The organism is Paraburkholderia sp. CNPSo 3274, from assembly GCF_024206475.1.
GTDB lineage: Bacteria > Pseudomonadota > Gammaproteobacteria > Burkholderiales > Burkholderiaceae > Paraburkholderia.
This window is the reverse complement of record NZ_JAMBPR010000049.1, coordinates 15,181-40,450: the sequence shown is the minus strand read 5'-3', so window position 1 is coordinate 40,450 and position 25,270 is coordinate 15,181. Positions and strand designations below refer to the sequence as shown.

Annotated in this window: 20 protein-coding genes; 10 read left to right on the top strand and 10 right to left on the bottom strand. The window is 64.8% G+C overall.

Annotation, left to right across the window (positions count from 1 at the left end; translation table 11 throughout):
- Positions 1-91 precede the first annotated feature (91 nt).
- Complete coding sequence (locus tag M3I54_RS28740; protein WP_254342049.1) at positions 92-688, top strand: TetR/AcrR family transcriptional regulator; 597 nt, start codon at positions 92-94, stop codon at positions 686-688.
- Between the two features lie 120 nt (positions 689-808).
- Here the strand turns inward: M3I54_RS28740 and acnB are convergent, their stop codons facing one another.
- A complete protein-coding gene (acnB, locus tag M3I54_RS28735) occupies positions 809-3,394 on the bottom strand; it encodes a bifunctional aconitate hydratase 2/2-methylisocitrate dehydratase (protein ID WP_254342048.1) in 2,586 nt (861 codons plus the stop codon).
- Positions 3,395-3,669: 275 nt separating this feature from the next.
- On the opposite strand from acnB, the gene M3I54_RS28730 reads away from it, so the two are divergent.
- Positions 3,670-3,960, top strand: coding sequence for a hypothetical protein (locus M3I54_RS28730; protein WP_254342047.1), 291 nt, complete (start codon positions 3,670-3,672; stop codon positions 3,958-3,960).
- 207 nt (positions 3,961-4,167) lie between these two features.
- Here M3I54_RS28730 and M3I54_RS28725 read toward each other — a convergent pair whose 3' ends face one another.
- Positions 4,168-4,959 (bottom strand): SDR family NAD(P)-dependent oxidoreductase, encoded by a 792-nt coding sequence (locus tag M3I54_RS28725; protein WP_254342046.1) that lies wholly within the window; start codon positions 4,957-4,959, stop codon positions 4,168-4,170.
- A 146-nt stretch (positions 4,960-5,105) separates the two neighbouring features.
- Between M3I54_RS28725 and gcvA the strand changes: the two genes are divergently transcribed.
- Positions 5,106-6,044 (top strand): transcriptional regulator GcvA, encoded by a 939-nt coding sequence (gene gcvA, locus M3I54_RS28720; RefSeq protein WP_254342045.1) that lies wholly within the window; start codon positions 5,106-5,108, stop codon positions 6,042-6,044.
- Positions 6,045-6,062: 18 nt separating this feature from the next.
- Here the strand turns inward: gcvA and M3I54_RS28715 are convergent, their stop codons facing one another.
- Together M3I54_RS28715 and M3I54_RS28710 are read right to left on the bottom strand one after the other, a co-directional pair.
- Positions 6,063-6,902 (bottom strand): S9 family peptidase, encoded by an 840-nt coding sequence (locus M3I54_RS28715; RefSeq protein ID WP_254342044.1) that lies wholly within the window; start codon positions 6,900-6,902, stop codon positions 6,063-6,065.
- Between the two features lie 28 nt (positions 6,903-6,930).
- On the bottom strand, positions 6,931-7,542 hold the full coding sequence (locus M3I54_RS28710) for a LysE family translocator (RefSeq protein WP_375542226.1): 612 nt from the start codon (positions 7,540-7,542) through the stop codon (positions 6,931-6,933).
- Positions 7,543-7,733: 191 nt separating this feature from the next.
- On the opposite strand from M3I54_RS28710, the gene M3I54_RS28705 reads away from it, so the two are divergent.
- Both M3I54_RS28705 and M3I54_RS28700 read left to right on the top strand, forming a co-directional pair.
- Positions 7,734-8,618, top strand: a complete 885-nt coding sequence (locus M3I54_RS28705) for an oxaloacetate decarboxylase (protein WP_254342043.1) — start codon at positions 7,734-7,736, stop codon at positions 8,616-8,618.
- Positions 8,619-8,662: 44 nt separating this feature from the next.
- Entirely contained in the window at positions 8,663-9,430 is a 768-nt protein-coding gene (locus tag M3I54_RS28700; RefSeq protein WP_254342042.1) for an MFS transporter, read from the top strand.
- 6 nt (positions 9,431-9,436) lie between these two features.
- On the opposite strand, the gene M3I54_RS28695 is transcribed toward M3I54_RS28700, so the two are convergent.
- The gene (locus tag M3I54_RS28695; protein WP_254342041.1) at positions 9,437-10,417 is read right to left on the bottom strand and encodes a bifunctional helix-turn-helix transcriptional regulator/GNAT family N-acetyltransferase; all 981 of its coding nucleotides are present in this window, start codon (positions 10,415-10,417) and stop codon (positions 9,437-9,439) included.
- A gap of 190 nt (positions 10,418-10,607) precedes the next feature.
- On the opposite strand from M3I54_RS28695, the gene M3I54_RS28690 reads away from it, so the two are divergent.
- Entirely contained in the window at positions 10,608-12,542 is a 1,935-nt protein-coding gene (locus M3I54_RS28690; protein ID WP_254342040.1) for a potassium transporter Kup, read from the top strand.
- A gap of 81 nt (positions 12,543-12,623) precedes the next feature.
- Here M3I54_RS28690 and M3I54_RS28685 read toward each other — a convergent pair whose 3' ends face one another.
- Both M3I54_RS28685 and M3I54_RS28680 read right to left on the bottom strand, forming a co-directional pair.
- Positions 12,624-13,928, bottom strand: a complete 1,305-nt coding sequence (locus tag M3I54_RS28685; RefSeq protein WP_254342039.1) for an MFS transporter — start codon at positions 13,926-13,928, stop codon at positions 12,624-12,626.
- The gene (locus M3I54_RS28680; protein ID WP_254342038.1) at positions 13,925-15,115 is read right to left on the bottom strand and encodes a M20 aminoacylase family protein; all 1,191 of its coding nucleotides are present in this window, start codon (positions 15,113-15,115) and stop codon (positions 13,925-13,927) included. The genes M3I54_RS28685 and M3I54_RS28680 overlap by 4 nt, the downstream gene beginning before the upstream one ends.
- Positions 15,116-15,279: 164 nt before the next feature.
- On the opposite strand from M3I54_RS28680, the gene M3I54_RS28675 reads away from it, so the two are divergent.
- Positions 15,280-16,233, top strand: coding sequence for a LysR family transcriptional regulator (locus tag M3I54_RS28675; protein ID WP_254342037.1), 954 nt, complete (start codon positions 15,280-15,282; stop codon positions 16,231-16,233).
- 54 nt (positions 16,234-16,287) lie between these two features.
- Here the strand turns inward: M3I54_RS28675 and M3I54_RS28670 are convergent, their stop codons facing one another.
- Positions 16,288-16,995, bottom strand: coding sequence for a GntR family transcriptional regulator (locus M3I54_RS28670; RefSeq protein ID WP_254342036.1), 708 nt, complete (start codon positions 16,993-16,995; stop codon positions 16,288-16,290).
- Positions 16,996-17,157: 162 nt separating this feature from the next.
- On the opposite strand from M3I54_RS28670, the gene M3I54_RS28665 reads away from it, so the two are divergent.
- From M3I54_RS28665 to M3I54_RS28655, 3 genes are all read left to right on the top strand, one after another.
- Complete coding sequence (locus tag M3I54_RS28665) at positions 17,158-18,375, top strand: alanine--glyoxylate aminotransferase family protein (protein ID WP_254342035.1); 1,218 nt, start codon at positions 17,158-17,160, stop codon at positions 18,373-18,375.
- 132 nt (positions 18,376-18,507) lie between these two features.
- Positions 18,508-19,794 carry an MFS transporter gene (locus tag M3I54_RS28660; protein ID WP_254342034.1) on the top strand — a complete coding sequence of 429 codons (1,287 nt, stop codon included), beginning with the start codon at positions 18,508-18,510 and terminating at the stop codon, positions 19,792-19,794.
- Positions 19,795-19,800: 6 nt separating this feature from the next.
- Entirely contained in the window at positions 19,801-22,824 is a 3,024-nt protein-coding gene (locus tag M3I54_RS28655; protein ID WP_254342033.1) for an FAD-binding and (Fe-S)-binding domain-containing protein, read from the top strand.
- On the opposite strand, the gene M3I54_RS28650 is transcribed toward M3I54_RS28655, so the two are convergent.
- Both M3I54_RS28650 and M3I54_RS28645 read right to left on the bottom strand, forming a co-directional pair.
- A complete protein-coding gene (locus M3I54_RS28650; RefSeq protein WP_254342032.1) occupies positions 22,821-23,915 on the bottom strand; it encodes a serine hydrolase in 1,095 nt (364 codons plus the stop codon). The genes M3I54_RS28655 and M3I54_RS28650 overlap by 4 nt on opposite strands.
- Before the next feature lie 40 nt (positions 23,916-23,955).
- A complete protein-coding gene (locus M3I54_RS28645; protein ID WP_254342031.1) occupies positions 23,956-25,263 on the bottom strand; it encodes an MFS transporter in 1,308 nt (435 codons plus the stop codon).
- Positions 25,264-25,270 lie beyond the last annotated feature (7 nt).

Sequence of the window (25,270 nt, the reverse complement as noted above, 5' to 3'; positions counted from 1 at the left end):
TAGTGATGGAATATAATCTAGCATTGCTAGATTATCAAGCTTCCGTATCATCACGTGGCATGTGGACCATCCGGGTCAGGGAGATGAAAAGTTGAGTATCGCCGAGCGCAAAGGCAGGCAACGGGCTGAGCGCGAGTCCCGCATCGTCGCGGCTGCGCGCCTGATCGCGGAGCGCGAAGGATGGGATGCCGTCACGGTTCGCCGCCTCGCCGAAGAGATCGAATATAGCCAGCCGGTCCTCTACTCGCATTTCGAGAATAGGGACGCGATCGTGGCAGCGGTTGCAGTCGAGGGTTTTCAGGAGCTCGCAGTGGCGCTTCGGGAAGCGGTCCATGGGGCGACGGGGCAACAAGACGCCCTCGAGAATGTCGCCAAGGCCTATCTCGGCTTTGCAGTGCGGTGCCCCGCGCTCTACGAGGCGATGTTCACCCTTCCGACGGATCTGCGGTTCGCTGACGCCGAAACCCGACCGGAACTGCGGGCTGGTTTCGAAGCGCTTGCGTCGGCCGTTGCGCCGTTTTCCGTCGATGTCGAGAACGTGACCGAGACCTTTTGGGCCGCCCTGCATGGGCTCGCCGAACTCGAGCGTTCAGGCCGAATCCGGCCCAGCGCGCGAGTCGAACGCATCATGCTGGTCGTTCGGGCAATCATCGCTTCCGGAAGCAGCTCTCTCGACCCCAGCGCATAACGCAGGATCTCGGCGAACCAAAAAAAAATGGCGCCGTAGGCATTCAGCCTGCGGCGCCATTGTCTGGTGCTACAGCGCGGATCTACAACAAAACCCCCGCGCCGTAATCCAGCGTGACACTTACATCGTCACCGTATCGGCCACTTCCTTGAAGTCGGCGATCTGGTCGAAGTTCATGTACTGATAGATCTTGTCGCCGTTGGCGTTGAGCACGCCCATATCGGCCATGTACTCTTCCTTGGTCGGGATCTTGCCCAGACGCGAGCAGATCGCAGCCAGTTCCGCCGAACCGAGGTACACGTTCGTGTTCTTGCCCAGACGGTTCGGGAAGTTACGCGTCGAGGTCGACATGACCGTTGCGCCTTCGCGCACTTGTGCCTGGTTACCCATGCACAGCGAGCAGCCCGGCATTTCGGTACGCGCGCCAGCCGTGCCGAACACGCCGTAGTGGCCTTCTTCGGTCAGCTGCTTCTGGTCCATCTTGGTCGGCGGAGCGACCCACAGCTTGACCGGAATGTCGCGCTTGCCTTCGAGCAGCTTCGATGCGGCACGGAAGTGGCCGATGTTGGTCATGCACGAGCCGATGAACACTTCGTCGATCTTCGCGCCGGCAACATCCGACAGCGTCTTCACGTCGTCGGGATCGTTCGGGCAGGCCACGATCGGCTCATGCACGTCGGCCAGGTCGATTTCGATGACGGCGGCGTACTCGGCGTCGGCATCCGGTTGCAGCAGTTGCGGATCGGCCAGCCACGCTTCCATCGCCTTGATACGGCGCTGGAGGCTGCGCGGGTCCTGGTAGCCTTGCGCGATCATCCACTTCAGCAGCGTGATGTTGCTGTTGAGGTATTCGATGATCGGTTCCTTGTTCAGGTGGACCGCGCAACCGGCGGCCGAACGCTCGGCGGAAGCATCCGACAGTTCGAACGCTTGCTCGACCTTCAGATCGGGCAGGCCTTCGATTTCGAGAATGCGGCCCGAGAAGATGTTCTTCTTGCCTTGCTTGGCGACCGTCAGCGTGCCTTGCTTGATGGCGTAGAGCGGGATGGCGTTGACGAGGTCACGCAGCGTGACGCCCGGCTGCATCTTGCCCTTGAAGCGCACGAGCACCGATTCCGGCATGTCCAGCGGCATCGTGCCGGTGGCAGCCGCGAAGGCGACCAGACCCGAACCCGCCGGGAAGCTGATGCCGATCGGGAAGCGCGTGTGCGAGTCGCCGCCGGTGCCGACGGTGTCGGGCAGCAGCATGCGGTTCAGCCACGAGTGGATCACGCCGTCGCCCGGACGCAGCGCGATGCCGCCGCGGTTGCTGATGAAGTTCGGCAGCGTTTGGTGCGTCTTCACGTCCACCGGCTTCGGATACGCGGCGGTGTGGCAGAACGACTGCATGACGAGGTCGGCCGAGAAGCCCAGGCACGCCAGGTCCTTCAGTTCGTCGCGGGTCATCGGGCCCGTAGTGTCCTGCGAGCCCACCGAGGTCATCTTCGGCTCGCAGTACGCGCCCGGGCGCACGCCCTGGCCTTCCGGCAGACCGCACGCGCGGCCAACCATCTTCTGCGCCAGCGAGAAACCCTTGCCGCTGTTGGCCGGCTGCTGCGGCAAGCGGAACAGCGTCGACGGGGCCAGCCCCAGCGCTTCACGCGCCTTGGCGGTCAGGCCGCGGCCGATGATCAGCGGAATGCGGCCGCCCGCGCGCACTTCGTCGAACAGCACGTCGGACTTGACCTGGAATTCGGAGATGACTTCGCCGTTCTTGAGCGCACGGCCTTCGTACGGGCGCAGTTCGACCACGTCGCCCATTTCCATCTTCGACACGTCGAGTTCGATCGGCAGGGCGCCGGCGTCTTCCATCGTGTTGTAGAAGATCGGGGCGATCTTGCCGCCCAGGCACACGCCGCCAAAGCGCTTGTTCGGGATGAAGGGGATGTCTTCACCCGTGAACCACAGCACCGAGTTGGTGGCCGACTTGCGCGAGGAGCCGGTGCCGACCACGTCGCCCACGTAGGCGACCAGGTGGCCCTTTTCCTTCAGCGATTCGATGAACTTGACCGGGCCGCGCTTGCCGTCTTCTTCCGGCGTGATGCCGGGACGGGCGTTCTTCAGCATCGCCAGCGCGTGCATCGGGATGTCCGGGCGCGTGGTGGCGTCCGGAGCCGGCGAGAGATCGTCCGTGTTGGTCTCGCCTGTCACCTTGAACACGGTGATGGTCAGGCTTTGCGGCACTTCCGGGCGGCTCGTGAACCATTCGGCGTCGGCCCAGCTTTGCAGCACGGTCTTTGCGTTGGCGTTGCCCTTGTCGGCCAGTTCCTTGACGTCGTGGAACTGGTCGAACATCAGCAGGGTTTTCTTCAGCGCGTCGGCGGCCACGGTGCCCACTTCGGCGTCGGACAGCAGTTCGATCAGCGGCTGGATGTTGTAGCCGCCCAGCATCGTGCCGAGCAGTTCGGTGGCGCGAGCGCGCGAGATCAGCGCGCAGGCGGTTTCGCCCTTGGCCACGGCGGCCAGGAACCCGGCCTTCACGCGGGCGGCTTCGTCAACGCCTGCGGGCACGCGGTTGGTGATCAGGTCGAGCAGGGTCTGCTCTTCGCCAGCGGGCGGATTCGTCAGCAGTTCCACCAGTTCGGCGGTCTGCTGAGCCGTGAGCGGCAGGGGAGGAATACCGAGTGCGGCGCGTTCCGCTACGTGAGCGCGAAAATTTTCAAGCATTGGGGGACCTACTGGTATTGCGTTTGAAGGCGAAGGCTTTTCAGGCACTCCGAGGCTTTTCCAGGCACTGCTTTGATCGCGATTTTAAGCGCAATATAATATAACGTCAAATGTCTTATGTCTTATATAAGAGTTGGTCGCGACGCCGATGGCACCGTGAAAAAGCCGCACGCGAGGCGAAGCCCGGCACGCTTCATGCGTCCACGCAGGTGGGCACGCGCGTGGCGTGAGGAAAACGGCTCGTGCGCGTAGAACCGGCAAGGGAGGCATCGATCATGAAGTCAACTCCACGCTACGAGGTGAATGTTTGCGCAGGCGATTTCCAGCATGTCCGGGAATGCTTTCGCGAATGGAAAAACGAAACGCTTATCTACCGCAAGGACCAGAAGATGTTTGAGGGACGCAGTGAGGTGCGTCCGCTGGAAAGGCGCGAGTACGACAACACGGAGCAGGCGCGCAAGGCGCTGCAAAACGCATGCAGCCCGCACGATCGCTATGCGCTGGCTGCTGAAGTGAGCAACGGCGAGCGCGACATGTGGATCGTGATGGCGGCTTACCGGGAATAGCTGGACGCAGGGCTGGCGCAAGACGGAGTGCGGCAGTGCAAACGTGAAAGATCAGCCAGGCGGGGAACGGGGTAGAAAAATTACAAGCGTGGCGGGCGGAATTGCCATTGCCGCGCGGTTGTTAGCGGCGATCTTGAGGATGATTTGCAGATAGACCGCGGTGTGCTCCTGTGTGTCGTCTCGAAAAATCGATATGCCGCTCGCGCTTCAGGCGTGGCGCCCGGCCATCACGCCGCCGTCCACGGGCAGCACGGTGCCCGTAATCCAGGAGGCGTGAGGCGAGGCGAGAAAGAGCATGGCCTCGGCAACATCCGCGGGTTGGCCGTTGCGCCCGAGCGGATGAAACGCGTTGAACCCCGGCAGCGTCTTGCTGACTTCGTCCTCCGTCATGAAGGTGCGATACACCGGCGTTTCCACGACGCCCGGCGCGACGGTATTGATGCGGATGTTCGAGGACGCCAGTTCAATGGCCAGATTGCGCGTGAGCGCATGCACGCCCGCATTTGCTGCCGAGTACGCCGCGGAAGGCGTGGCGCCGATGGCCTGTAGGGCCCAGAGCGAACCCGTCTGCACGATTGCGCCGCCGCCGCGCTTGAGCATCGCCTTTGCCGCGGCCTGCGCCATGAAGAACTTGCCTTTGAGGATCGTGTCGAGAAAGCCGTCGTATTCGGCCTCGGTCACGTCGAGAAACGCTTTGGGCCGGAAAATGCCGGCGTTGTTGATGAGAATGTCGACACCGCCGAACGCTTCGGTCGCGAGGTCGACGAGCGCAGCCGCGGTGGCGGGCAGCGCGATATCGCCGGGATGAAAGCGCACGTCGGCGCCTGAAGCGTCGATTTGCGCAGCCGCTTCGCGCAGTTTCGCCTCGTCGCGCCCGCCGATGACGACGCGCGCGCCGCCCTTCACGAGACGCGCGGCGACTTCCTTGCCGATGCCAGAACCGCCGCCGGTGAGAATCGCGACCCTGGACGTAAAATCAAAAGAAAAACTATGGTTCATGATGGACTCCTCGAAGCCACGGAATGGGGCGACGCCGGCGGCAGGGAATGCGCCCGGCACCACGTCGACGGCACTCATTCTGTTCGCGTCCGCACGCGCTCACAAATCAGATATTCTGTCTCCCATTGATAGAAAATCTTTAGATCATGAAGACGCCGGTCTACCTCAACGCCATGCGCGCATTCGAAGCGAGCGCTCGGCATCAGAGTTTTTCCGCCGCGGCGGCCGAGCTGAATGTGACGCCCGCCGCCGTCGGCCAGCTCGTGCGCAGTCTCGAAGACTGGCTCGGTACGCCCTTGTTCGTACGCGGCAGCGGCGGTAGGGCGCGGCTGGTGGTGACGGAAGTGGCCGAGCGCGCGCTGCCCGACATCCGCGCGGGTTTCGATCGCTTGAGCCTGGGGCTGGAACGCCTGAAGGAAGGATCGGCGAACGGCGTGCTGACCGTCACGGTGAGCCCGGCATTCGCCGCCAAATGGCTCTTGCCGCGCATCGACCGCTTTCAGGCCGCATGGCCGGACACCGACGTGCGTCTGGACACGAGCCTGAAACTGCTCGACTTCGTTGCGCAGGGCGTCGATATCGGCGTGCGTTATGGCGCCGGCGCATGGCCGGGGCTCGCCGCCGAAAAGCTCATGGACGAGGAGATCTATCCCGTCTGCTCACCAGCCGTGCGCCGAGCCGGCAAATGGCGCGCGCCACGCGATCTCACCCGCGCGCCGCTCATTCACGATCTCTCCGTGGACAGCCATGCGGGCTTTGCTTCATGGCCTGCGTGGTTCGAGAGCGTGGGCGTGACGCTCGCATCAGCGAGCCGTGGCATGAAGATCAACAATTCGGCTGCGGTGCTGCAGGCAGCGATAGACGGGCACGGTGTCGCGCTCGCGCGCAGCGTCATGGCGCGCGACGATCTCGCGGCTGGCCGGCTCGTCCGCCTCTTTCCGGAGGTCGCCTTCACGTCGGCGCTGGCGTACTACGTGGTCTATCGGCACGAGTGCGCGAGTCTGCCGCGCCTCACGGCGTTTCGTGACTGGCTGAAGGACGAGGCGGGGAGCGAAGCGGGACGGGTGGCGCGCAAGCGGCGCTAACGCGCGTTCGAAGCATACTCAAGGCGCAAGCATCCACGCCGTGATGCCGTGCACGACTTCGCCCTCGATGCCGTTGAAGCCGTGATACGCGAACGCCCCACATGGGTCGCCCCGCGAAGCGCCGCCGGAGACGAGCATCAGCTTCGTTCTCGGCGATTGCGTGAGCTTTTGCATGAGTGCGTCCGTTTCGGATACCGGACACAGCTTGCAGGCGTCGTCCTTGTTGTGTACCACGAGCACGGGAATCTTGAGCGCGGAGAGGTTCATGCCCGTGACCGGGTCGCCGCCCCGATTTTCGCGCAGGATGGTCGAGGTGAGCACGATGCCGTCCGGGCCCGCGCTGGGGATTGCGTTCGGGTTTGGGTCGTTCGCGAGCGCAATGGCGATGGCCGCGACCGACTGCGTGCCGCGGCTCGTGCCGACGAGCCAGACCGGCACGTGTAGTTGTTCGCGCAACCACGCGATCACGGCGCGGGCATCCGCGGCGTGTTCGGGCGTGAGGCGAAAGCCGCCGTCCAGGTAGGGCGGCGATTGGCGGTCGCTCGGTGCGTCGATGACCGCCACGGCAACGCCGTCGTTCACGAACAGCATGCGGGTGCGCACGAGAAAGTTGTTGGCGCCCCAGCCGAAGTTTCCCTGCGGGTCCAGTTGCAGGCCGCCGTGCCCGCCCGCGTAAAGAATCGCGACCGCCTTCGGCGCCGCGGGCGCAATGAAAAGGAAGCGCTGGGTGACGCCGGGCCGGTTAGGAATGTCGACGACCTTGGGCGCGCTTTGCGCATGGGCCAGCAAGGACGACGCCGCGAGCACGAACGCCAGCGCGAACGCCATCGGTGCGGCGCGCAGCCATCGCGAAGCCATGCGCCCGCTCACGGCCGCGTGGGCAGGCTCAGCGTCCAGCGAGCATGCGCCCGCCGAGTCCGATCAGCACGACGCCCACCACCGAGTCGAGCGCGGCTTTGCGCCGGACGAGGAACTGGCGCACGGTGGGATGCGAGGCGAGCAGGGCCATCGTGCAATACCAGGCGCACGATATGAGGACGGCGATCACGACGACCGCCGCTTCGAGCCAGCGTGGCGCGGAAGCGGGCACCATCAACGCGAAGATGCTGCCGTAGAACGCGATGGCCTTGGGATTCGTCATGCTGACGACGTAGCCCTTTTTCGCTGGGGCCCAACCCGATGCGCCCGCCTGTGCCGCAACCTGCAAAGGCTGTCGCGCGGTGAGGAGCATTTTCGCGCCGAGCCAGATCAGATAGGCTGCGCCCGCGATGCGCAGCCCAGTGCCGATCCAGGCCACGTGGGTGACGATCAGGCTCAAGCCTGCGATGGCGATCCATGCCCACGTGCCGGAGGCGGCGGCGAGGCCGAGGCCGGTCGCGAGGCCCGCGCGCCGCGAGGCCACCGCCGTGGAGGTGACGATGACGAAGTTCGGCCCGGGGCTGGCGACGCTCAGCAGCAGGACGCCCGAAAGCGCGAGCAGGACATTGAAATAGTTCACGATGGCAGGATCCGCGGGAGGGTGGAGGCGTTGTCGTTCGACGCGATATTTAGCCTGTCATATTACCCGAGCGCGGCGGCGCTACGTTCCACGCTCGCCCGAGCGTTTACTTCGCGCCCGGCTTCGGCCGGGCGTCCTGCTTCGTGCCAAAATCTCGTCTATCTCCAAACCAACAGAACGGAGTTCCTGCGATGACCACCTCCACTGCCGCACGCCGCGCCGCTTTCCGCGCCAAGGTCAACGAACGCCGCGGCCTGCTCGTGCCGGGCGCCTTCAATGCCATGAGCGCCCGCGTGATCGAGGACGCCGGCTTCGAAGCGCTCTACCTCACGGGCGCGGGCGTCACCAACATGTCGTTCGGCCTGCCCGATCTCGGATTCATCGGTTTGAGCGACATTGCCGAGCACACGGCGCGCGTGCGCGACGCGGTCAACCTGCCGCTCATCGTCGACGCGGACACGGGATTCGGCAACGCGCTCAATGTGCGCCAGACCGTGCGGACGCTAGAGCGCAGCTGCGCCGACGCGATCCAGTTCGAAGACCAGGTGATGCCGAAGAAGTGCGGCCACTTCGCCAACAAGGAAGTGATCGGCGCGAGCGAGATGGTGGGCAAGATCCGCGCGGCCGTTGACGCGCGCGAAGACGGCAACCTGCTCATCATGGCGCGCACCGACGCAGCCGCCGTGCACGGCATCGAAGACGCGATTGCGCGCGGCCACGCGTTCATCGAGGCGGGCGCGGACATCCTCTTTATCGAAGCCACGGAAAAGCTCGAAGACATCGAGCGCCTGCCCAGGCTCATCGACGCGCCGCAGCTCATCAACATCGTGATTGGCGGCAAGACGCCGGTGCAGTCGCGTGAAGCGCTGGCTGGCCTTGGCTACGCGCTGGTGCTGTACGCGAACGCAGCGCTGCAAGGCGCGGTGGTCGGCATGCAGCGTGCTCTCGGGCAATTGCGCACGAATGGCCGCCTCGACGAAGACGCAGCTATCGTCGCGCCGTTCGCCGAGCGTCAGCGCCTCGTGAACAAGCCGCTCTTCGACCGGCTCGATAGCGAGTACGCACCGAAGGACTGAACGCCACACCCTGTAATTTCGAAAAACAAGAGGAGGAGACACGCATGTCGAACGACACGGATTTCGGAGTCCGAATAGATAATCAGGCGGTGGACACGCACGCTGCGCCGATCGTGCGGCCACGCATCCGTTCGATCGTCGGGGGCCTGGCCGGCAACCTGATCGAGTGGTACGACTTTCTGGCGTACAGCATTTTTTCGATTTACTTCGCGAAGTCGTTTTTCCCGAGCGACAAGCCGACCGTGCAGCTCATGAACACGGCGGCCATCGCGGCCGTGGGTTACGTTGCGTTCACGATTTATATGCAAAAGTACCTCGTAAACACCGTGGGCCTTTCGAAGGAGATGTCTACGCTCGTCTCCACCGGCGCGCTGCTGCTGTATTTGCCGCTCCAGCCGCTCTTCGGGCTCGCGTCCGACGTGTTTGGCCGCCGCCCCGTGCTGATCTGCTTTGGCCTTTCGACCACGCTGTTTTCCGTACCGCTCTTCACGGCGCTTAGCCATACGCGCGATCCGCTGGTGGCGTTCCTGCTGTCGTTCGCTGGTCTCGTGATGCTAAGCGGCTTCACCTCGGTGCACATGCTCGCGAAAACGGAGCTGTTCCCCACGCGCATTCGCGCGCTCGCGGTGGGCCTGCCGTACGCGCTCACCACGGCGATTCTCGGCGGCACAACGGAGTTCGTCGCGCTGCGCTTCAAGGCGAGCGGGCACGAGCAGTACTTCTACTGGTACGTGACGGCCTGCGCTGCGATTTCGCTGATCGTGTATCTGCGCATGCCTGAAACGCGCGGGCGCCCGGCAAGTTCCGTGTGATGCGAGTCAACGGGCGCGCCGCCTCACAAAGCGTTGCTCCGTGACCTTCTTGCCCCACTGGCCGCCTTCGAACTCCTCCGCCGGCCGGAAGCCGAACGACTCATATAGATGCCGTGCGGCTTCGAGGCCCTTGAACGTCCACAGGTAAGTCTCGGCGTACTGCGCATCGACGAACTCCATCGCGTTCGTCATCAACTGCCTGCCGACACCGGTGCCGCGTAGTGAGTCGTCCACGATAAACCAGCGCAGATGGGCGACGCCTGCGTTGCCGCTCTCGTGCCCGTCGATGGCCAGCGAAGCCAGCACGCGATCGCGCTCCAGTGCGAGCCAGAGCGCCTTGCCAACGGCTGGCAAGGCGCCGGCGAATTCGGCGAGTTCCGTCGCCACCTTCTTCTCGAAGTAAGCGCCGAAGCCCCAGTTCGCCGCGTAGAACCGCGCGTGCAGGCTCGCGATGTCGCCAATGCAGCCGGGCCGGTAGCCTTCCACGATCTGCAACCCCGCCGCCGGCGCGGTTGCGCGGGTCTCGTTGGGGTTGTCGTGCGCGAGCGCGTCGGCGTAGAGCGCGAGCGCACGAACGAGCGCTTGCTGGTCGGCAGGAACGAGCCTGCGCAGCGCGTTGGAAACCTGATCCGTGGCGAAGCGGTCGATCTTCGCGCGCAGCTTCTGGCCCGCCGCGCTCAGGGTCAGCTCGGAGGAACGGGCGTCGTCGGCGGCGATCTTGCGTTTGACGAGACCGGCCGCTTCGAGCCGTGCGACCTGCCGGCTCGTGTTCGACTTGTCGAGCCGCAGGATGTCGCCCAGCGCTCTCGCATTGATGCCCGGCTGCGCGCCGATTTCGATGATGGCGTGCACGGCGGACGGGGCGAGATCGCTATCGGCGAGCGTCGTGCGCATGAAGCCCAGTTCGCGCACGAGCCGCCGCGAGAACTCGCGCAGCTCGAGGATGGTCGTCTCGCGAGGCTGCGCGGGCACGTCGACATAATCCATGAGGGTCTCCGTTCCGGTCTTCACGCCGATGGTTGCGCATCGCAACCATTCGCAATCAAAATATAGGCGCGCCCGACGGTTAACGCAAGTTCGCAACGCGGCCGGGAAATTGCATCGACCCTTCTCTCGTTCAGGCTCAAGAGGAACGCTAATTGCGAGAGGGCAAAGCCTCCACGAACGCCGCGCAGCCATGCTTCAGGAACGCCTCAACCCGCTCGGAAACGCGCCGAAAGAGCAGGCGCGCAAGCAGGCCGACGACTCCGGCCAGCGCGCGCTGGTGCTCGGCGCGCTCGGCGTGGTGTTCGGCGACATCGGCACGAGCCCGATCTACGCGCTGCGCGAAGCCGTCCAGACGGCGCATTCCACGGCGCAGCCCGAGGTGATGGGCGTACTCTCCATGATCCTGTGGACGGTGCTGATCGTCGTGGTGCTCAAGTACGCCTGTTTCGTCATGCGCGCCGACAACGAAGGCGAGGGCGGCATCGTCGCGCTCACGGCGCTCGTGCGCGCCGGATTCACGAAGGCGGGGCGCCCCGCGCCGCGTCTGCTCGTGCTCGCGGGGCTCGTCGGCGCGGCGATGTTCTACGGCGACTCGATGATCACGCCCGCCATTTCCGTGCTCTCCGCGGTGGAAGGCCTCAAGGAAATCAATCCCGCATTCGACAGCGCCGTGCTGCCGGTTTCCTTGGCGATTCTCGTGGCGCTCTTCTTGTTCCAGTCGCGCGGCAGCGCCGTGGTCGGGCGCACGTTCGGGCCCGTCATGGCGCTCTGGTTTTTGAGCCTCGGCGCGGTGGGCGTTTATCACATCGTGCGCTATCCGGCGATTCTCGCCGCGGTGTCGCCGGTCTGGGCCGTTCGGCTCGCGCTCGCGCATCCGGGGCTCGCGTTTGGCGTGCTCGCCGCCGTGATCCTTGCGTTGACGGGCGCCGAGGCGCTCTACGCCGACATTGGCCACTTCGGCACGCGCTCCATTCGCATTGCGTTCTTTTGCGTCGTGCTGCCCGCGATCGTCGCAGGCTATTTCGGCCAGGCCGCGAGCGTGCTGTTCGAGCCGAGCGGGGCCAGCCAGCCGTTCTTTCGCTCGGTGCCGCATTGGGCGCTCATTCCGGCGGTCGGCATTGCCATGCTCGCCACCATCATCGCTTCGCAAGCGGTGATCTCGGGCGCGTTTTCGATGACGAGCCAGGCCATCGAGCTAGGCTTCCTGCCGCGCATGCGCACGATCGAAACCTCGAGCACGCGGCGCGGCCAGGTTTATGTTCCGGCGGTCAACGCGGGGTTGCTCGTGGCCGTGGTGTTTCTCGTGCTGTTCTTTCGCAGCTCCGAGCGGCTCACGTCCGCATATGGCCTCGCGGTGGCGATGACGATGGTGACCACGTCGATGCAGATGCTATCCGTGTGCCGCGAAGTTTGGGGCTGGCCGCGCGTCGCCACGTGGCTCGCGTGCGTGCCGCTGCTGGTCGTGGACGGCATGCTGCTCGCTGCGAGCCTGCCGAAAATCCCTTCGGGCGGCTGGTTCCCGGTTTCCGTGGGCGCGTTGCTATTCATCGCGATGAGTACCTGGAACCGGGGCCGCGAACTGGAGGCGCGCCACGCGGCACGCGGCGAGTCGGTAGACGCGTTTTTACGTGGCATCTGCGCTGCCGATCCGAAGCTGCCCCGCGTGCCGGGCACGGCCGTGTACCCGGGCAACGCACCGGGCATGACGCCGGACGCGCTCGCGAGCAACGTACGTCACAATCACGTCCTGCATCGTACGGTGATCGTATTCGCCAATGTTTCGGAGTCCGCGCCACAGGCGGACGATGAAACGCGCATTGAAGTGCGCGACCTCGGTGCGGGCTGCTGGGAGATCGTCGCGCATCATGGCTTTGTCGAGCGGCCCAATCTGCCGCGCCTTCTGGACTCGCTGCAAGGCAGGTTGGGCGACTGGCGTTTCGACCCGCAACAGACCACGTTCTATTTGCCGCGCGACGAGGTGCTGCGTCAGCACGCCCAGCAGGACGTGAGCCGCTGGCGCGCGCGGCTCTTCGCGTTCATGTCATATCACTGCACGTCGAGCGCCGAGTACTACGGCCTCGCGCCCGAGCACGTGGTCGAGCTGGGCGTGCAGGTGGCGCTATGAGCATGACGCCGGCCAGCGCCGTCATGCCGTGCCCCCGTTCGCCCGCCTTTTTTCAAGGCCGCATGCTTTTCAATCGACCGGTCAGTCGATCGCCTTGTTGCCGGTTTCCTCGAACATCGAAACGGCGATGAGCGAGATGAGCACGCAGCCGATCATGTACCACGCGGGCGCCATCTTGTTACCCGTCGCATGGATGAGCCAGCCGGCCACGAGCTGGGCCGTACCGCCGAAGACCGACACCGCAATCGCGTACGCGCTCGACATATAGCCTGCGCGCAGATGTTTCGGAAAATTTTCCGGCATCAACGCGTAAGCGGGGGCGGAGCCCATCGTATAGCAGAGCATGAGCACGATAAGCGCGGCGAGCACGACCGGCAGCGACGGAAAGTGCGTCATGAGCCAGAACGCCGGATAGAGCAGCAGGATCAGCGCGACGCGTCCGATTATCGTAAGCGGCTTGCGGCGGCCCATGCGGTCCGACCACGCGCCGTAGATCGGGCACATCACAAGCGAGATCGTGCTGGACGCCACGCCCGCGAGAATCGACATTTTGGGTGGCAGTCCCAGGTACTGGATGCAGTAAGTCGGCATGTAGTACATCATCACGTACGTCGAAACCGACATGCCCATGATCGCGAAGATCGTGAGAAACCAGTTGCGCACGTACAGGCCGCGCTTCGGGTCGTTGCGGTCCGCGACCACGCGCTGCGCTGGCGGCTCTTCGCGAATGTGCCGGCGCAGATAGATGCCAACCGGCGCGATGAGCGTGCCGAGCAAAAACGGAATGCGCCAGCCCCAGCTATGCATCGTTTCCGCGGAGAGCAGAAAGCCGAGGCTCGCCGCGAGGCCCGAGCCGAGCAGCGCCGCCGCGCCCTGGCTCGCGAGCTGCCAGCTCGCGCGAAAGCCGCGGCTCGCCTGTCCGCCCATTTCGAGGAGGGTGGCGGTTGCCGCGCCAAACTCGCCGCCTTGCGCGAAACCCTGCACGAGGCGGGCGACGACGATCAGCACAGGCGCGGCAAGGCCGATCTGCGCATAGGTGGGCGCAAGACCGATGGACGCGGAACCCACCGCCATCAGCAGGATGGTGAGCGTGAGCGCCGGCTTGCGGCCCGCGCGGTCCGCGTAGCGGCCGAGCACGATGCCGCCGAGCGGGCGCATCACGAAGCCCACGGCGAACACCGCGAACGCGAGCAGCAGCGACGTGACCTGGCCGTCGGCCGGAAAGAACTGGTGGCCGATTGTGAGCGCGAAATAGCTATAGACAGTGAAATCGAAGAATTCGAGCAGGTTGCCGATCACCGCCGCGAGAACGATCTTGCGCTGGTAGCCAGGCAAGAGCGTCGCTTCTTCGGCCGCTTTCAAAAGCGGTTCGGTGGTGGCGTTCATGCACGGTCCTTGCTGAGGAAGCGTTCGACGAGGCGCGTCCAGAACGCAGCGCCAATGGTCAGGTTCTCGTCGTTGAAGTCGTAGCGCGCGTTGTGCAGCATCGGCCGGCCTGCTCCATTGCCCAGGCGTACGAAACAACCGGGGCGCTGCTGCAGGTAGTACGCGAAGTCCTCGCTGCCGGCGATCGGCGGGAACGGCGCGATGACATGCTCCGGCCCGACCAGTTCCTCGGCGACCTGACGTGCGAATTCGGTTTCGGCTTCGCTGTTGATCAGCACCGGGTAGCCGCGGATGAACTCGATGTCCACCGTCGCGCCGTAGCTTTGCGCCTGCGCCTGAACCAGCGCGCGGATGCGCGCCTCGAGCGTCGCGCGCACCTCGGGCGAGAACGAGCGCACGCTCATTTCGAGCACGGCGTCTTCGGGAATCACGTTCGGCGCGTGGCCCGAACGGAATGCGCCAACCGTCACGACCGCGGCTTCATTAGGATCCACGTTGCGCGACACCACCGACTGCAGGGCCATCACGATGCTGCTGCCCACGAGCACCGGGTCGACGGCCAGATGCGGGCGCGCCGCATGGCCGCCCTTGCCGTGAACGCGCAGCTTGACGGTGTCGCACGCGGCCATCAGCGGGCCGGCGCGAAAGCCGAAGGTGCCGGTGGGCACGCCCGGATGGTTGTGCAGCCCGAAGATGGCTTCGCAGGGGAAGCGCTCGAAGAGGCCGTCGGCGATCATGCGCTCGGCGCCGCTGTCCGAACCGGCTTCCTCGGCGGGCTGGAAGATCAGGTGGACGGTGCCGTCGAAATTGCGCGTTCTGGCGAGCTGGCGTGCTGCGCCGAGCAGCACGGTGGTGTGGCCGTCGTGGCCGCACGCGTGCATCTTGCCCTGGTGGACGCTTGCGTAGTCGAGGCCGGTCAGCTCCTGGATCGGCAGGGCGTCCATGTCGGCGCGCACGCCTACGGTGCGTGCGCTCGTGCCCGCCTTGAGCGCCGCCACGACGCCATGCCCGCCCACGTGGCGCGTGACTTCGTAGCCCCAGGACTCGAGCTTCTCAGCGACGAAGCGCGACGTGTCGGCTTCCTCGTACGACAGCTCGGGGTGCTTGTGGAGGTGATGACGGATTTCGTCGAGTTCCGATCGGGCTTCGGCCAGGTCGGCGACTTCGCAGTAGTGGTGCTCGCTCACGGGGGACTCCTTTTATTGGAATAGGTTTGGGCAAAAGCCAAAGGCCGAGTATTGCATCGACGAAAAAGTCGACCCATGACGGAAAAGCACCGAAAATGTTGCCTTGAAGTCAACGGTCGATTGTCGCGGCGCAGCAAGACAGCGCGCGTGAAAGGAGCGATGCAGTGCGGGGAAAGGCAGATCGGGAAGATGCGGCGCGAGGCGCGGTCGACGACATCGGCGAGCGGCCGCTGCGCTATCTGGCCGAAATCGCGGCGGCTGGCGGCGTGCGCATGGCTGCCGAGGCGCTGGGCATCAACGCCTCGGTGATCAGCCGGCAGGTGGCGGCGCTGGAGCGGCGGCTGCGCTTTCCGCTGATCGAGCGGCGCGGGCGCAACTTGGCCGTGACCGAGATCGGCCAGGTGTTCGTGGACCATTATCGCGATGGGCAGCGCCGCCAGCGCGATCTGGCCGCGCGCCTGGAGGAGTACCGGCACCTGAGGCGCGGTCGCGTGGCACTGGGCGTGGGCGAGGGCTTCATCGGCAATCTGATCGCGCGGGCGCTTCAGCGTTTTTCGATGACGTACCCGGACATTCTCGTGGAGATCCGCTCGGGGCCGACGCCGGTCGTGCTGTCGCTCGTGCGCGACGACGTCGTCGATATCGGCCTGTGCACGCGCACCTCGGACGACCCTGCCATGCGCATTCATCCCTTCGCGTCGCGGCCGCTCTGCGCGCTCGTCGCGCCCTCGCATCGCTTTGCGAAAATGCAGAAGGTGGCGCCCGCCGAACTCGCCAGCGAGCGCCTGATCTTCATGACCGAGTCGTTCGGTGTGCAGCACTTCGTGCAGTCGCTGTTCGACGACGCGCGTCTGAACGTGATACCCGCTTATCGCGTGGATCTGTTCAACACGGCACAGACGCTCGCGGCCGCCGGGCTGGGCGTGGCGTTCATGTCGTCGATTACGGCGCGCCGTGGCATCGATCTGGGCGAGTTGGTGGCCGTGCCGATCGATCATCCGATCGCGGCGGGCTTTTCGAGCCAGATGGTCACGCGCGTGGGCCGCCGGCTCTCGCCGGCCGCCGATCACCTGAGGAAGCAGCTTGCGCAGAGTTTTCTGGAGTCGGCGGCGAAGTAGGCGAGAGACGTTGCGCGCGCGACGCATCGAGATGCCAGTCGCTCAGCCGCCAGGCTATTCCTGCGTGGAGGGCGTGTCCCCAATCCTCAACACCGCATCGCGTTTGGCGAGCAAATGCTGCCGCAGTATCGCCGCGAGTCGCTTGCCGTCGCGCGCATCGAGCGCTTCGAGCATTTCGCCGTGCTCGTGGATCGCGCGGTCCCACTTGGGGGTTTCGAAGTTCGAACGAAACCGCAGCGCCTGCAAACGGCGATTCACCGCGATATACGTTTGCCGCAGCGCCGAATTGCGGGCCGCTTCGTTGATCTTGTCGTGAATCGCCTGATTGCGACTGTAGTAGCCGGCCAGATCGTTCTGCGCGCGACAGGCGAGCATGGCGTAGTGCAACGCTTTGATCTCGGCGATCTCGGCCGCGGTGATCCGCTCGCAAGCCAACTCGCCTGAAAACGCTTCGAGCCCGCTCATGAGTTCGAAGGTCTCGCGCAGCTCCGCCTCCGACATCTTCGAGACCGAGGCGCCGCGATTCGGCGAAATCTCGATTAGCCCTTCGGACGCGAGCACCTTCAGCGCCTCGCGCAGCGGCGTGCGCGAGATGCCCAGGGTTTCGCACAGCTCGCGCTCGTTGAGCTTGCGCCCAGCCTCGAGCACGCCTTCCACGATGAACCGTCGCAGATGGTCGACGACGGTGTCATGGAGTTGCTGGCGCGCAATGGGCGGCAGATCCGGGCTGACGACAGAGGGGTTCAGGTTCGGGTTTTGCATGCAAAAGGCATTCTCATCGATTTCCAGCGAATTCTAGCCCAAGGACAGGACCCCAAAGAAGCAAGCTGTGATTGGGGTAAACCACATCAGAATTGTCTGTCTGCGCATGAGCTGACTGGATTATAGTTTTTTGAATGCAAAATTCAAAACAGGAGCGATTGCATGTTGAAGCTCGATTTCCATCCCGCTGGTCGCCACTTCCTGCAGATTCCCGGGCCGAGCCCGGTGCCCGATCGCATCCTGCGTGCGATGAGCTATCCGACCATCGACCATCGCGGCCCCGAGTTTGGCGTGCTCGGGCTCAAGGTGCTGGAAGGCATCAAGAAGATCTTCAAGACGCAGCAGCCGGTGGTGATCTACCCGGCCTCCGGCACGGGCGCGTGGGAAGCCGCGCTCGCCAACACGCTGAGCCCCGGCGACACGGTGCTGATGTACGAAACGGGCCATTTCGCGACGTTATGGAAGCAGATGGCCGAGCGCCTTGGCCTGAAGCCGGAATTTCTCGGCCTGCCTGGCATTGAAGGCTGGCGGCGCGGCGTGCAGGCCGACATGATCGAAAAGCGGCTGCGCGAGGACGCGCAGCACGCCATCAAGGCCGTCTGCGTGGTGCACAACGAGACCTCGACCGGTGTGACGTCGGACATCGCCGCGGTGCGCCGCGCGATCGACGCCGCGGCGCACCCGGCGCTGCTGCTCGTGGACACGATTTCGGGTCTCGCGAGCGCTGACTATCGCCACGACGAATGGGGCGTGGACGTGACCGTCTCCGGCTCGCAGAAAGGTCTCATGCTGCCGCCGGGCATCAGCTTCAACGCCGTTTCGGCGAAGGCGCTGGCCGCGAGCGAGCATGCAAAGCTGCCGCGCAGCTTCTGGGGCTGGGCTGAGATCATCGAGATGAACAAGAGCGGGTACTGGCCGTACACGCCCAACACGAACCTGCTCTACGGCCTTTCCGAAGCGCTCGACATGCTGCAGGACGAAGGGCTCGACAACGTGTTCGCGCGGCATCAGCGGCTGGGCGAGGCGTGCCGGCGCGCGGTGCGCGCATGGGGCCTCGAGATCCAGTGCGCCGATCCCGCCGTCTACAGTCCCGCGCTTACGGGCGTGATGATGCCCGAAGGCGTGGATGCGGATGCCGTGCGCAAGATCATCTACGAGCGCTTCGATCTTTCGCTCGGCACGGGCCTCGGCAAGGTCAAGGGGCGCATGTTCCGTATCGGGCATCTGGGCGACTGCAACGACCTCACGCTGCTGGCGGCATTGGCCGGCTGCGAGATGGGCCTGCGCGTTGCGGGCGTGCCCTTGAAGGACAGCGGCTTGCCCGCCGCGATGGAATATCTCGCGGCGCAACCCAATGTGGTGTCGCTGAAAGCAGCCTGAAACCAGCGCGTTTGCACATGCCGCGCACGGGGCGCGGCTTGACGGGCCGATTCCAGGTGATGGCAGGTCGTTCCCATGCCGGACGCCACTTCGAGAAGGGCGATGCGGCCGATAGAGCAACGGAGACAGACGATGAAACGGTATCGATTGACGAGCGCGAGCAGCATCGTGCTGATCATGCTCTGCGTCATGTACTTCATCACCTACCTCGATCGTGTGAACGTGAGCACGGCGGCGGCGGGCTTCGGCAAGGAGTTCCAGCTATCGCATACCGAGGTCGGGCTGGTTTTTTCGGCGTTTGCGTATCCGTATTTGCTGTTTCAGATCATCGGCGGCTGGGTGAGCGACCGCTTCGGCGCGCGCCGCACGCTGCTTTTCTGCGGCGCATTGTGGGGTGTGGCCACTATTCTCACGGGCATGGCGGGCGGCCTCGCCGCGCTGCTCGCTGCGCGCCTCTTGCTCGGCTTCGGTGAGGGCGCAACGTTTCCCGCCTCGACCTCGGCCATGTCGCGCTGGGTCGCGAAAGAGCGGCGCGGCTTCGCGCAGGGCATCACGCACTCCGCGTCGCGCATCGGCAATGCGGTGGCGCCCGCGGTCGTGGTGTTGGTGATGGCGCGCTACGGCTGGCGCGAGTCGTTCTATGTTTGCGGCGCGCTCAGCTTGCTGTGGGTGGTGGTGTGGGCGTTCACGTTCACCGAACACCCGAAGGATCACCCGCGCATCACCGAGGCCGAACTCGCGATCCTGCCGCCGCCCAAGCCACGCGCGACAGGCCTGCCGTGGATGGCGCTCTTCAAGCGCATGATGCCGGTGACGATCGTCTACTTCTGCTACGGCTGGACGCTGTGGCTTTTCCTTAGCTGGATTCCGCAATACTTCCTGCACAACTATCACCTGCAGTTGGGCAAGTCGGCGATCTTCGCCTCGGTGGTGTTCCTCGCGGGCGTGGTGGGCGACACGCTCGGCGGCCTCGTGACCGACTGGCTCCTTCAGCGCACGGGCAACCTCAAGCGCGCGCGCAGCTGGATGGTCTCGGTGTGCATGCTCATCACGCTGATCGTGCTCGTGCCGCTGATGTTCGTGCACGACCCCGTCATTTCCATGGCGTGCCTCGCGGCAGGCTTCTTCTTCGCGGAGATGACGATCGGGCCGATGTGGGCAATTCCCATGGATATCGCACCGGAGTTCTCTGGCACGGCGAGCGGCATGATGAACACGGGCTCGGCGCTGGCTGCGATCATCTCGCCCGTGGTGGGCGGCTTTCTGATCGACCGCTTCGGCAACTGGGATCTGCCGTTCGTGGGCAGCATGGCGCTGATGGGGTGCGGCGTGATTCTCGCGTTCCGCATGCAGCCGGACAGCCGCTTCGAGCTGGGCAAGAAGGCAGAAGAACCCACGGGTTCTCGTCAAGGAGTGTGAACGGCAATGGAAGGCGCACGCACCTCGGGCATGCTGGTCAAGCCGGTTCATCTGGTTCCCTCGAGTGCGGGCCACGGCTCGCCGCTCGCGCGGCGCCTGCGCGAAGCCCTGCGCGGCGACGTGTTTTTCGACGCCGCGAGCCGCGGCCGTTACGCAACGGACGCCTCGATCTATCAGATCATGCCCATCGGCGTGGCCGTGCCGCGCGATCAGGACGACCTGCGCGCCGCGCTGGAAGTGGCGCGCCTCGAGCACGCTCCCGTGCTGGCGCGCGGCGCGGGTACGAGCCAGTGCGGGCAGACGGTGGGCGAAGCGCTCGTGATCGACACGTCGAAGTGGCTCAACAACATCGTCGATTTCGACGCCGATGCGCGCACGGTGACGGTCGAGCCGGGCGTCGTGCTCGATCATCTGAACGCGTGGCTCAAGCCGCACGGGTTGTGGTTTCCCGTAGATGTTTCGACGGCCGCGCAGTGCACGATCGGCGGCATGGCGGGCAACAACTCGTGTGGCTCGCGCTCGATTGAATACGGCAACATGGTGCACAACGTGCTCGGCATCGACGCGATTCTCGCGGACGGCAGCGAAGCGCGCTTCCAGTCGTTGAAGATGCCGCGCGAGGGCGCGCGGCTGGCGGCGCTGCTCGAAGGCGTGCAGCGCATCGCCACGCGCGAGCGCGGCGAGATCGCCGAACGCACGCCGAAGGTGCTGCGCCGCGTGGCCGGCTACAACATCGATCTGTTCGACTGCAAGAACCCGCTCGCCTATACCGACGACGGCGTGGCGAATCTCGCGCATCTGCTCGTGGGCTCCGAGGGCACGCTCGCATTCAGCCGGCAGATCACGCTGAAGCTCGCGCCGCTGCCCGCGCACAAAACGCTGGGCGTGGTGAGCTTTCCCACGTTCTGGCAGGCAATGAACTCGGCGCAGCACATCGTCAAGCTCAAGCCGACCGCGGTCGAGCTAGTCGATCGCACGATGATCGAGCTTGCGCTTGGCAATCCGGGCTTCAGGCCGGTGATCGAAAAGGCGCTGGCAGGCAGACCCGATGCGATCCTGCTGGTCGAATTCGCAGGCGACGAGCGCGACGCACAGGTGCGACGGCTCGATGAGCTGGTCGAACTGCTGGGCGACCTCGGCCTGCCGGATTCGGTCGTGCAGATGAGCGATGCGAACGAGCAAAAGGCGCTTTGGGAGGTGCGCAAGGCGGGCTTGAACATCATGATGAGTATGAAGGGCGACGGCAAGCCCGTCTCGTTCATCGAGGACTGCGCCGTGCCGCTCGAACATCTCGCGGAGTACACGAGCCGTCTGACCGAAATTTTCCATCAACATGGCACCGAAGGCACGTGGTACGCGCACGCGAGCGTCGGCACGCTGCACGTGCGGCCGATACTCGACATGCGCCGCGACGGCGCGGCGAAAATGCGCGCGATAGGGGAGCAGGCTGCGGAACTGGTGCGCGAGTACAAGGGCGCGTTTTCGGGCGAGCATGGCGATGGTCTGTGCCGCGGCGAATGGATTGCCTGGCAATACGGACCGAAGATCAACCAGGCGTTCATGGAAATCAAGCAGTTGTTCGATCCCGAGAACCGTTTCAATCCCGACAAGATCGTGCGGCCGCCGAAGATGGACGACACGAAGCTGTTCCGCTTCGCGCCGGGATATCGCGAGCGCCAGATGCGACCGATGCTCGACTGGTCGGCGTGGGACGTGGGCCGTGACCCGCTAACGGGTGTAGAAACGCCGCCCGGCAGCGGCGACGACCTGACTGGCGGCCTCGCGAAAGCGGTGGAGATGTGCAACAACAATGGCCACTGCCGCAAGTTCGACGCGGGCACGATGTGCCCGAGCTATCGCGTGACGAAAGACGAGAAACACGTGACGCGTGGCCGCGCGAACACGTTGCGGCTTGCGATTTCGGGGCAGTTGGGCGAGGACGGACTCGCGAGCGACGACGTCAAGGACACGCTCGATCTGTGCGTGTCGTGCAAGGGCTGCAAGCGCGACTGTCCGACCGGTGTGGACATGGCGAAGCTGAAGATCGAGGCGCGTGCGGCATGGAACATGAAGCACGGCCTGAGGCTGCGCGAGAAGATGATTGCGTTTTTGCCGCGCTATGCGCGTCGCGCGGCGCAAGCAGGCGGCTTTGCGGCGGCTGGCGAGCGCATCCCTGTCGTATCCGCCTGGGCGAAGCGCGTGCTCGGCTTCGCGCCGCAACGCTCGCTGCCGCAGTTCCGGCCTTCGTTCCTTGCGGAGGTTGCGGCCGCAAAGCAGGACGCAGCAGCGGCAACGAAAGAAGTGGTGCTGTTCGTCGACACCTTCAACGACAACTTTGAGCCTGAAAACGCCCGCGCCGCGCAACGGGTGCTCGAAGCGGCCGGCTATTTCGTGCACTTCAATGTGCGCGGCGATGAACGCCCGCTATGCTGCGGCCGCACGTTCCTCGCAGCGGGACTGGTGGACGAGGCGAAGCGCGAGGCGCGGCGCCTGCTCGATACGCTCATGCCGTTCGTGGCGCGCGGCGTTTCGATCGTCGGGCTCGAACCTTCGTGCCTGCTCTCCATGCGTGACGAATTCCTGCAATACGGCTACGGCGACGAAGCGCGCAAGCTGTCGGCCGCGGCGTTCCTGTTTGAAGAATTCCTCGTGCGCGAGAAAGGCGCTGGCCGGTTCGATCTGGCATTGCACGAACTCGACGCGCCGCGCGCGTGGGTGCACGGCCACTGCCACCAGAAAGCGTTCGACGCCTTCCGGCCCGTGCTCACGGTGCTGGGCTGGATTCCGGGCCTGGATGTGAAGCCGATTGAATCGTCATGCTGCGGAATGGCGGGCAGCTTCGGCTACGAAGCGGAGCACTACGAAGCCTCGATGGCGATGGCCGAGCTTTCGCTGTTGCCCGCCGTGCGCCAGGCGGATCGCGCCGATCTCATCGTGGCGGATGGCACGAGTTGTCGCCACCAGATCCACGACGGCGCAAACGCCACGGCGCTGCACGTGGCGCGGGTGCTGGAAATGGCGATGCGCTAGGTCCCCAGCGTGCTCGTGCCCTGGCGTGCGCACACGGCATCCACGGCGTGCAGCATCTTGCCGAAGAACGCATCGGCGAATTGCGAATCGAGCCAGCGCACGATCAACGCGATCTTGCGCTCGGGCTCGATCCACATGAACGAACTGCCCGCGCCAACGCCAAACCAGCTCGACTCGGGCAGGTCCGGAAACATGCGCCGCCCCGTGTTGAGCCAGACCAGCGAGCCGTAGAACGGCGCGAGCGGGCAGGGCGTGCGCATGCGCGCGATCCATTCGCTCGACAGCACGCGGCGGCCCGAGGCTACGCCATCGTCGAGCAGCATTTGCGCGACCTTCAACTGGTCGTTTGCGCTCACCGACATGCCGCCGCCCCAATGCGAGCCGCCTGGCACCGACTGCACGCGTTTGCCACCCTGGTCGATCCACGTGTCGTCGTAACCGACCCATTGCCAGTTCTCGCTCGCGCCAACGGGTCTCATGATCGTCTCGCGAAATACTTCGGGTAACGAACGACAGAACAGATGCAGGAGCGCGAGCGAAAGCTGGTTGATGCGCACGTCGTTGTATTCCCAATACGAGCCGGGCGCGCGCAAAGGGCGCAAATCGCCCTTCTTCCCGTTGGGCGGCTCGCCGAACGTGACGGCGCGATAGTGATCGGCTTGATCGGAAAGGCCGAAGCACTTGCCTTGCCATTCGCTCGTTTGTTGCAGCAGATGCGTCCACGTGACCCGCGCATTGTGGTCATCGTCGAAGCCGATGCCTGGGACTCGCACGTGTACGGGCTCGTCGGGATCGGGCAGGAGGCCGCGGTCGTGCGCCACGCCCGCGAGCAGCGCCAGATACGTCTTCGCAATGCTGAAGGTCAGATCGGGCCGATCGGGCTCGCCCCATTGCGCGAGCGGGCGCCCATTCACAGCGATGGCGCCGGACACCGGGCCGCGATCGTGAATGGGGCCGAGCAAGCGGTTCCATGGCGGCGGGTCATTTACGTGCACGCCGAAGTTGCCATCGGCGTTACGGTCCCATGCCGATTCGTGATCGACGGAAAACTGAATGGCGTCCTGAATTTCCTGCGGCAACTCGTGTTGCATACGTGCGTGTTTCCTTTTTGCGTTCATGTACGGCGCCGGTTCAACGGGCATCGAGGCGTACGCGCGCCCAGCTCAGCGTAACGAGGCTCAACACTGCCGCGAACATCAGCCAGAGCCCCGGCGCGAGATTGTTGCCCGTCGCCGCAATGAGCGCGGCCACGACCAGCGGCGTGAAGCCGCCGAACACGGTCGTGCCGACGTTGTAGGCGAGCGCCATGCCCGTGGTGCGCGTGCGCGTGGGGAAGAAGCTGGCCATGAGCGCCGGAATCGAGGCGAAATAGGTGACTTTCAGCACCGCGATCCAGACCACGGCGGCCAGCAGCGTGGTCAGCGAAGGATGGGCGTTCACGAACATGAACGCGGGATAGACGGTCAGCAGGAACAGCACGCCCGCCACGAACATGATGCGCGTGCGGCCCACTTTGTCCGACCAGTGGCCCACGATCGGCGTGAGCACGATGGCGATCAGGCCGGCCACGAGCGTGGCGATAAAGCCCGACGAAGGCGCGAGGCCGAGCTGTCGCGCAGCATAGGTCGGCATGTAGAGGAGCACGTATTGGGCCGACGTGGTCAGGATCAGCACGCCAATCGATGCAATCACGCCCGCCTTCTGCGTGGCGAACAACTCACGCACGGGCGACTCGGCTTTTTCGATGCGCTCGAATTCGGGCGTTTCGTCCATGCGTCTGCGGATATATAGTCCGACGGGCCCAATCAGCACACCGAACAAGAAGGGAATGCGCCAGCCCCAGCCTTCGAGCTGCGGCTGCGTGAGCGTGCCCGTCAGCACCGCGCCGAACAAGGAGACGAGCAGCGTACTCGCGCCCTGGCTCGAGAACTGCCAGCTCGACATGAAACCGCTGCGCTGCGGCGCGTGCTCGATCAGGAAGGCGGTGGAACTGCCGAACTCGCCGCCCGCCGAAAAGCCTTGCAGAAGACGCGAGGCAAAAAGGCCGATGGGCGCGAGTATGCCAATCGTCGCGTAGGTGGGCATCAGCGCGACCATACCGGTGCCGATCGTCATCATCGCAATGGAGAGCGTGAGCGACGCCTTGCGGCCCTTGCGGTCGCTGTATGAGCCGAGCACGAGCGCGCCGAACGGCCGCGCGAGGTACGAGAGCGCGAATGTGCCGAGCGTGAGCAGCAGCGACATCGTCGCGTTGTGAACGGGGAAGAAGAGTTTCGAGAGCGTCGAGGCGAAGTAGCCGTACGCTAGCAGGTCATAGAATTCGAGCGCGTTACCTATCGAAGTCGCGAGGATGAGCCGCGAGACGTTCTTGCCTGAAGTGCTCTGAGCGGGCTCTGACCAGGGTTCGCTGCCGTGCGCGGGGAGGGAATCGATGCTCATGGGGACG

Coding starts and splice junctions, on each gene's coding strand:
- acnB (WP_254342048.1), bottom strand. CDS start 3,394: ATGCTTGAAAATTTTCGCGCTCACGTAGCGGAACGCGCCGCACTCGGT.
- M3I54_RS28730 (WP_254342047.1), top strand. CDS start 3,670: ATGAAGTCAACTCCACGCTACGAGGTGAATGTTTGCGCAGGCGATTTC.
- M3I54_RS28725 (WP_254342046.1), bottom strand. CDS start 4,959: ATGAACCATAGTTTTTCTTTTGATTTTACGTCCAGGGTCGCGATTCTC.
- gcvA (WP_254342045.1), top strand. CDS start 5,106: ATGAAGACGCCGGTCTACCTCAACGCCATGCGCGCATTCGAAGCGAGC.
- M3I54_RS28715 (WP_254342044.1), bottom strand. CDS start 6,902: ATGGCTTCGCGATGGCTGCGCGCCGCACCGATGGCGTTCGCGCTGGCG.
- M3I54_RS28705 (WP_254342043.1), top strand. CDS start 7,734: ATGACCACCTCCACTGCCGCACGCCGCGCCGCTTTCCGCGCCAAGGTC.
- M3I54_RS28700 (WP_254342042.1), top strand. CDS start 8,663: ATGTCGAACGACACGGATTTCGGAGTCCGAATAGATAATCAGGCGGTG.
- M3I54_RS28695 (WP_254342041.1), bottom strand. CDS start 10,417: ATGGATTATGTCGACGTGCCCGCGCAGCCTCGCGAGACGACCATCCTC.
- M3I54_RS28690 (WP_254342040.1), top strand. CDS start 10,608: ATGCTTCAGGAACGCCTCAACCCGCTCGGAAACGCGCCGAAAGAGCAG.
- M3I54_RS28685 (WP_254342039.1), bottom strand. CDS start 13,928: ATGAACGCCACCACCGAACCGCTTTTGAAAGCGGCCGAAGAAGCGACG.
- M3I54_RS28670 (WP_254342036.1), bottom strand. CDS start 16,995: ATGCAAAACCCGAACCTGAACCCCTCTGTCGTCAGCCCGGATCTGCCG.
- M3I54_RS28665 (WP_254342035.1), top strand. CDS start 17,158: ATGTTGAAGCTCGATTTCCATCCCGCTGGTCGCCACTTCCTGCAGATT.
- M3I54_RS28660 (WP_254342034.1), top strand. CDS start 18,508: ATGAAACGGTATCGATTGACGAGCGCGAGCAGCATCGTGCTGATCATG.
- M3I54_RS28655 (WP_254342033.1), top strand. CDS start 19,801: ATGGAAGGCGCACGCACCTCGGGCATGCTGGTCAAGCCGGTTCATCTG.
- M3I54_RS28650 (WP_254342032.1), bottom strand. CDS start 23,915: ATGCAACACGAGTTGCCGCAGGAAATTCAGGACGCCATTCAGTTTTCC.
- M3I54_RS28645 (WP_254342031.1), bottom strand. CDS start 25,263: ATGAGCATCGATTCCCTCCCCGCGCACGGCAGCGAACCCTGGTCAGAG.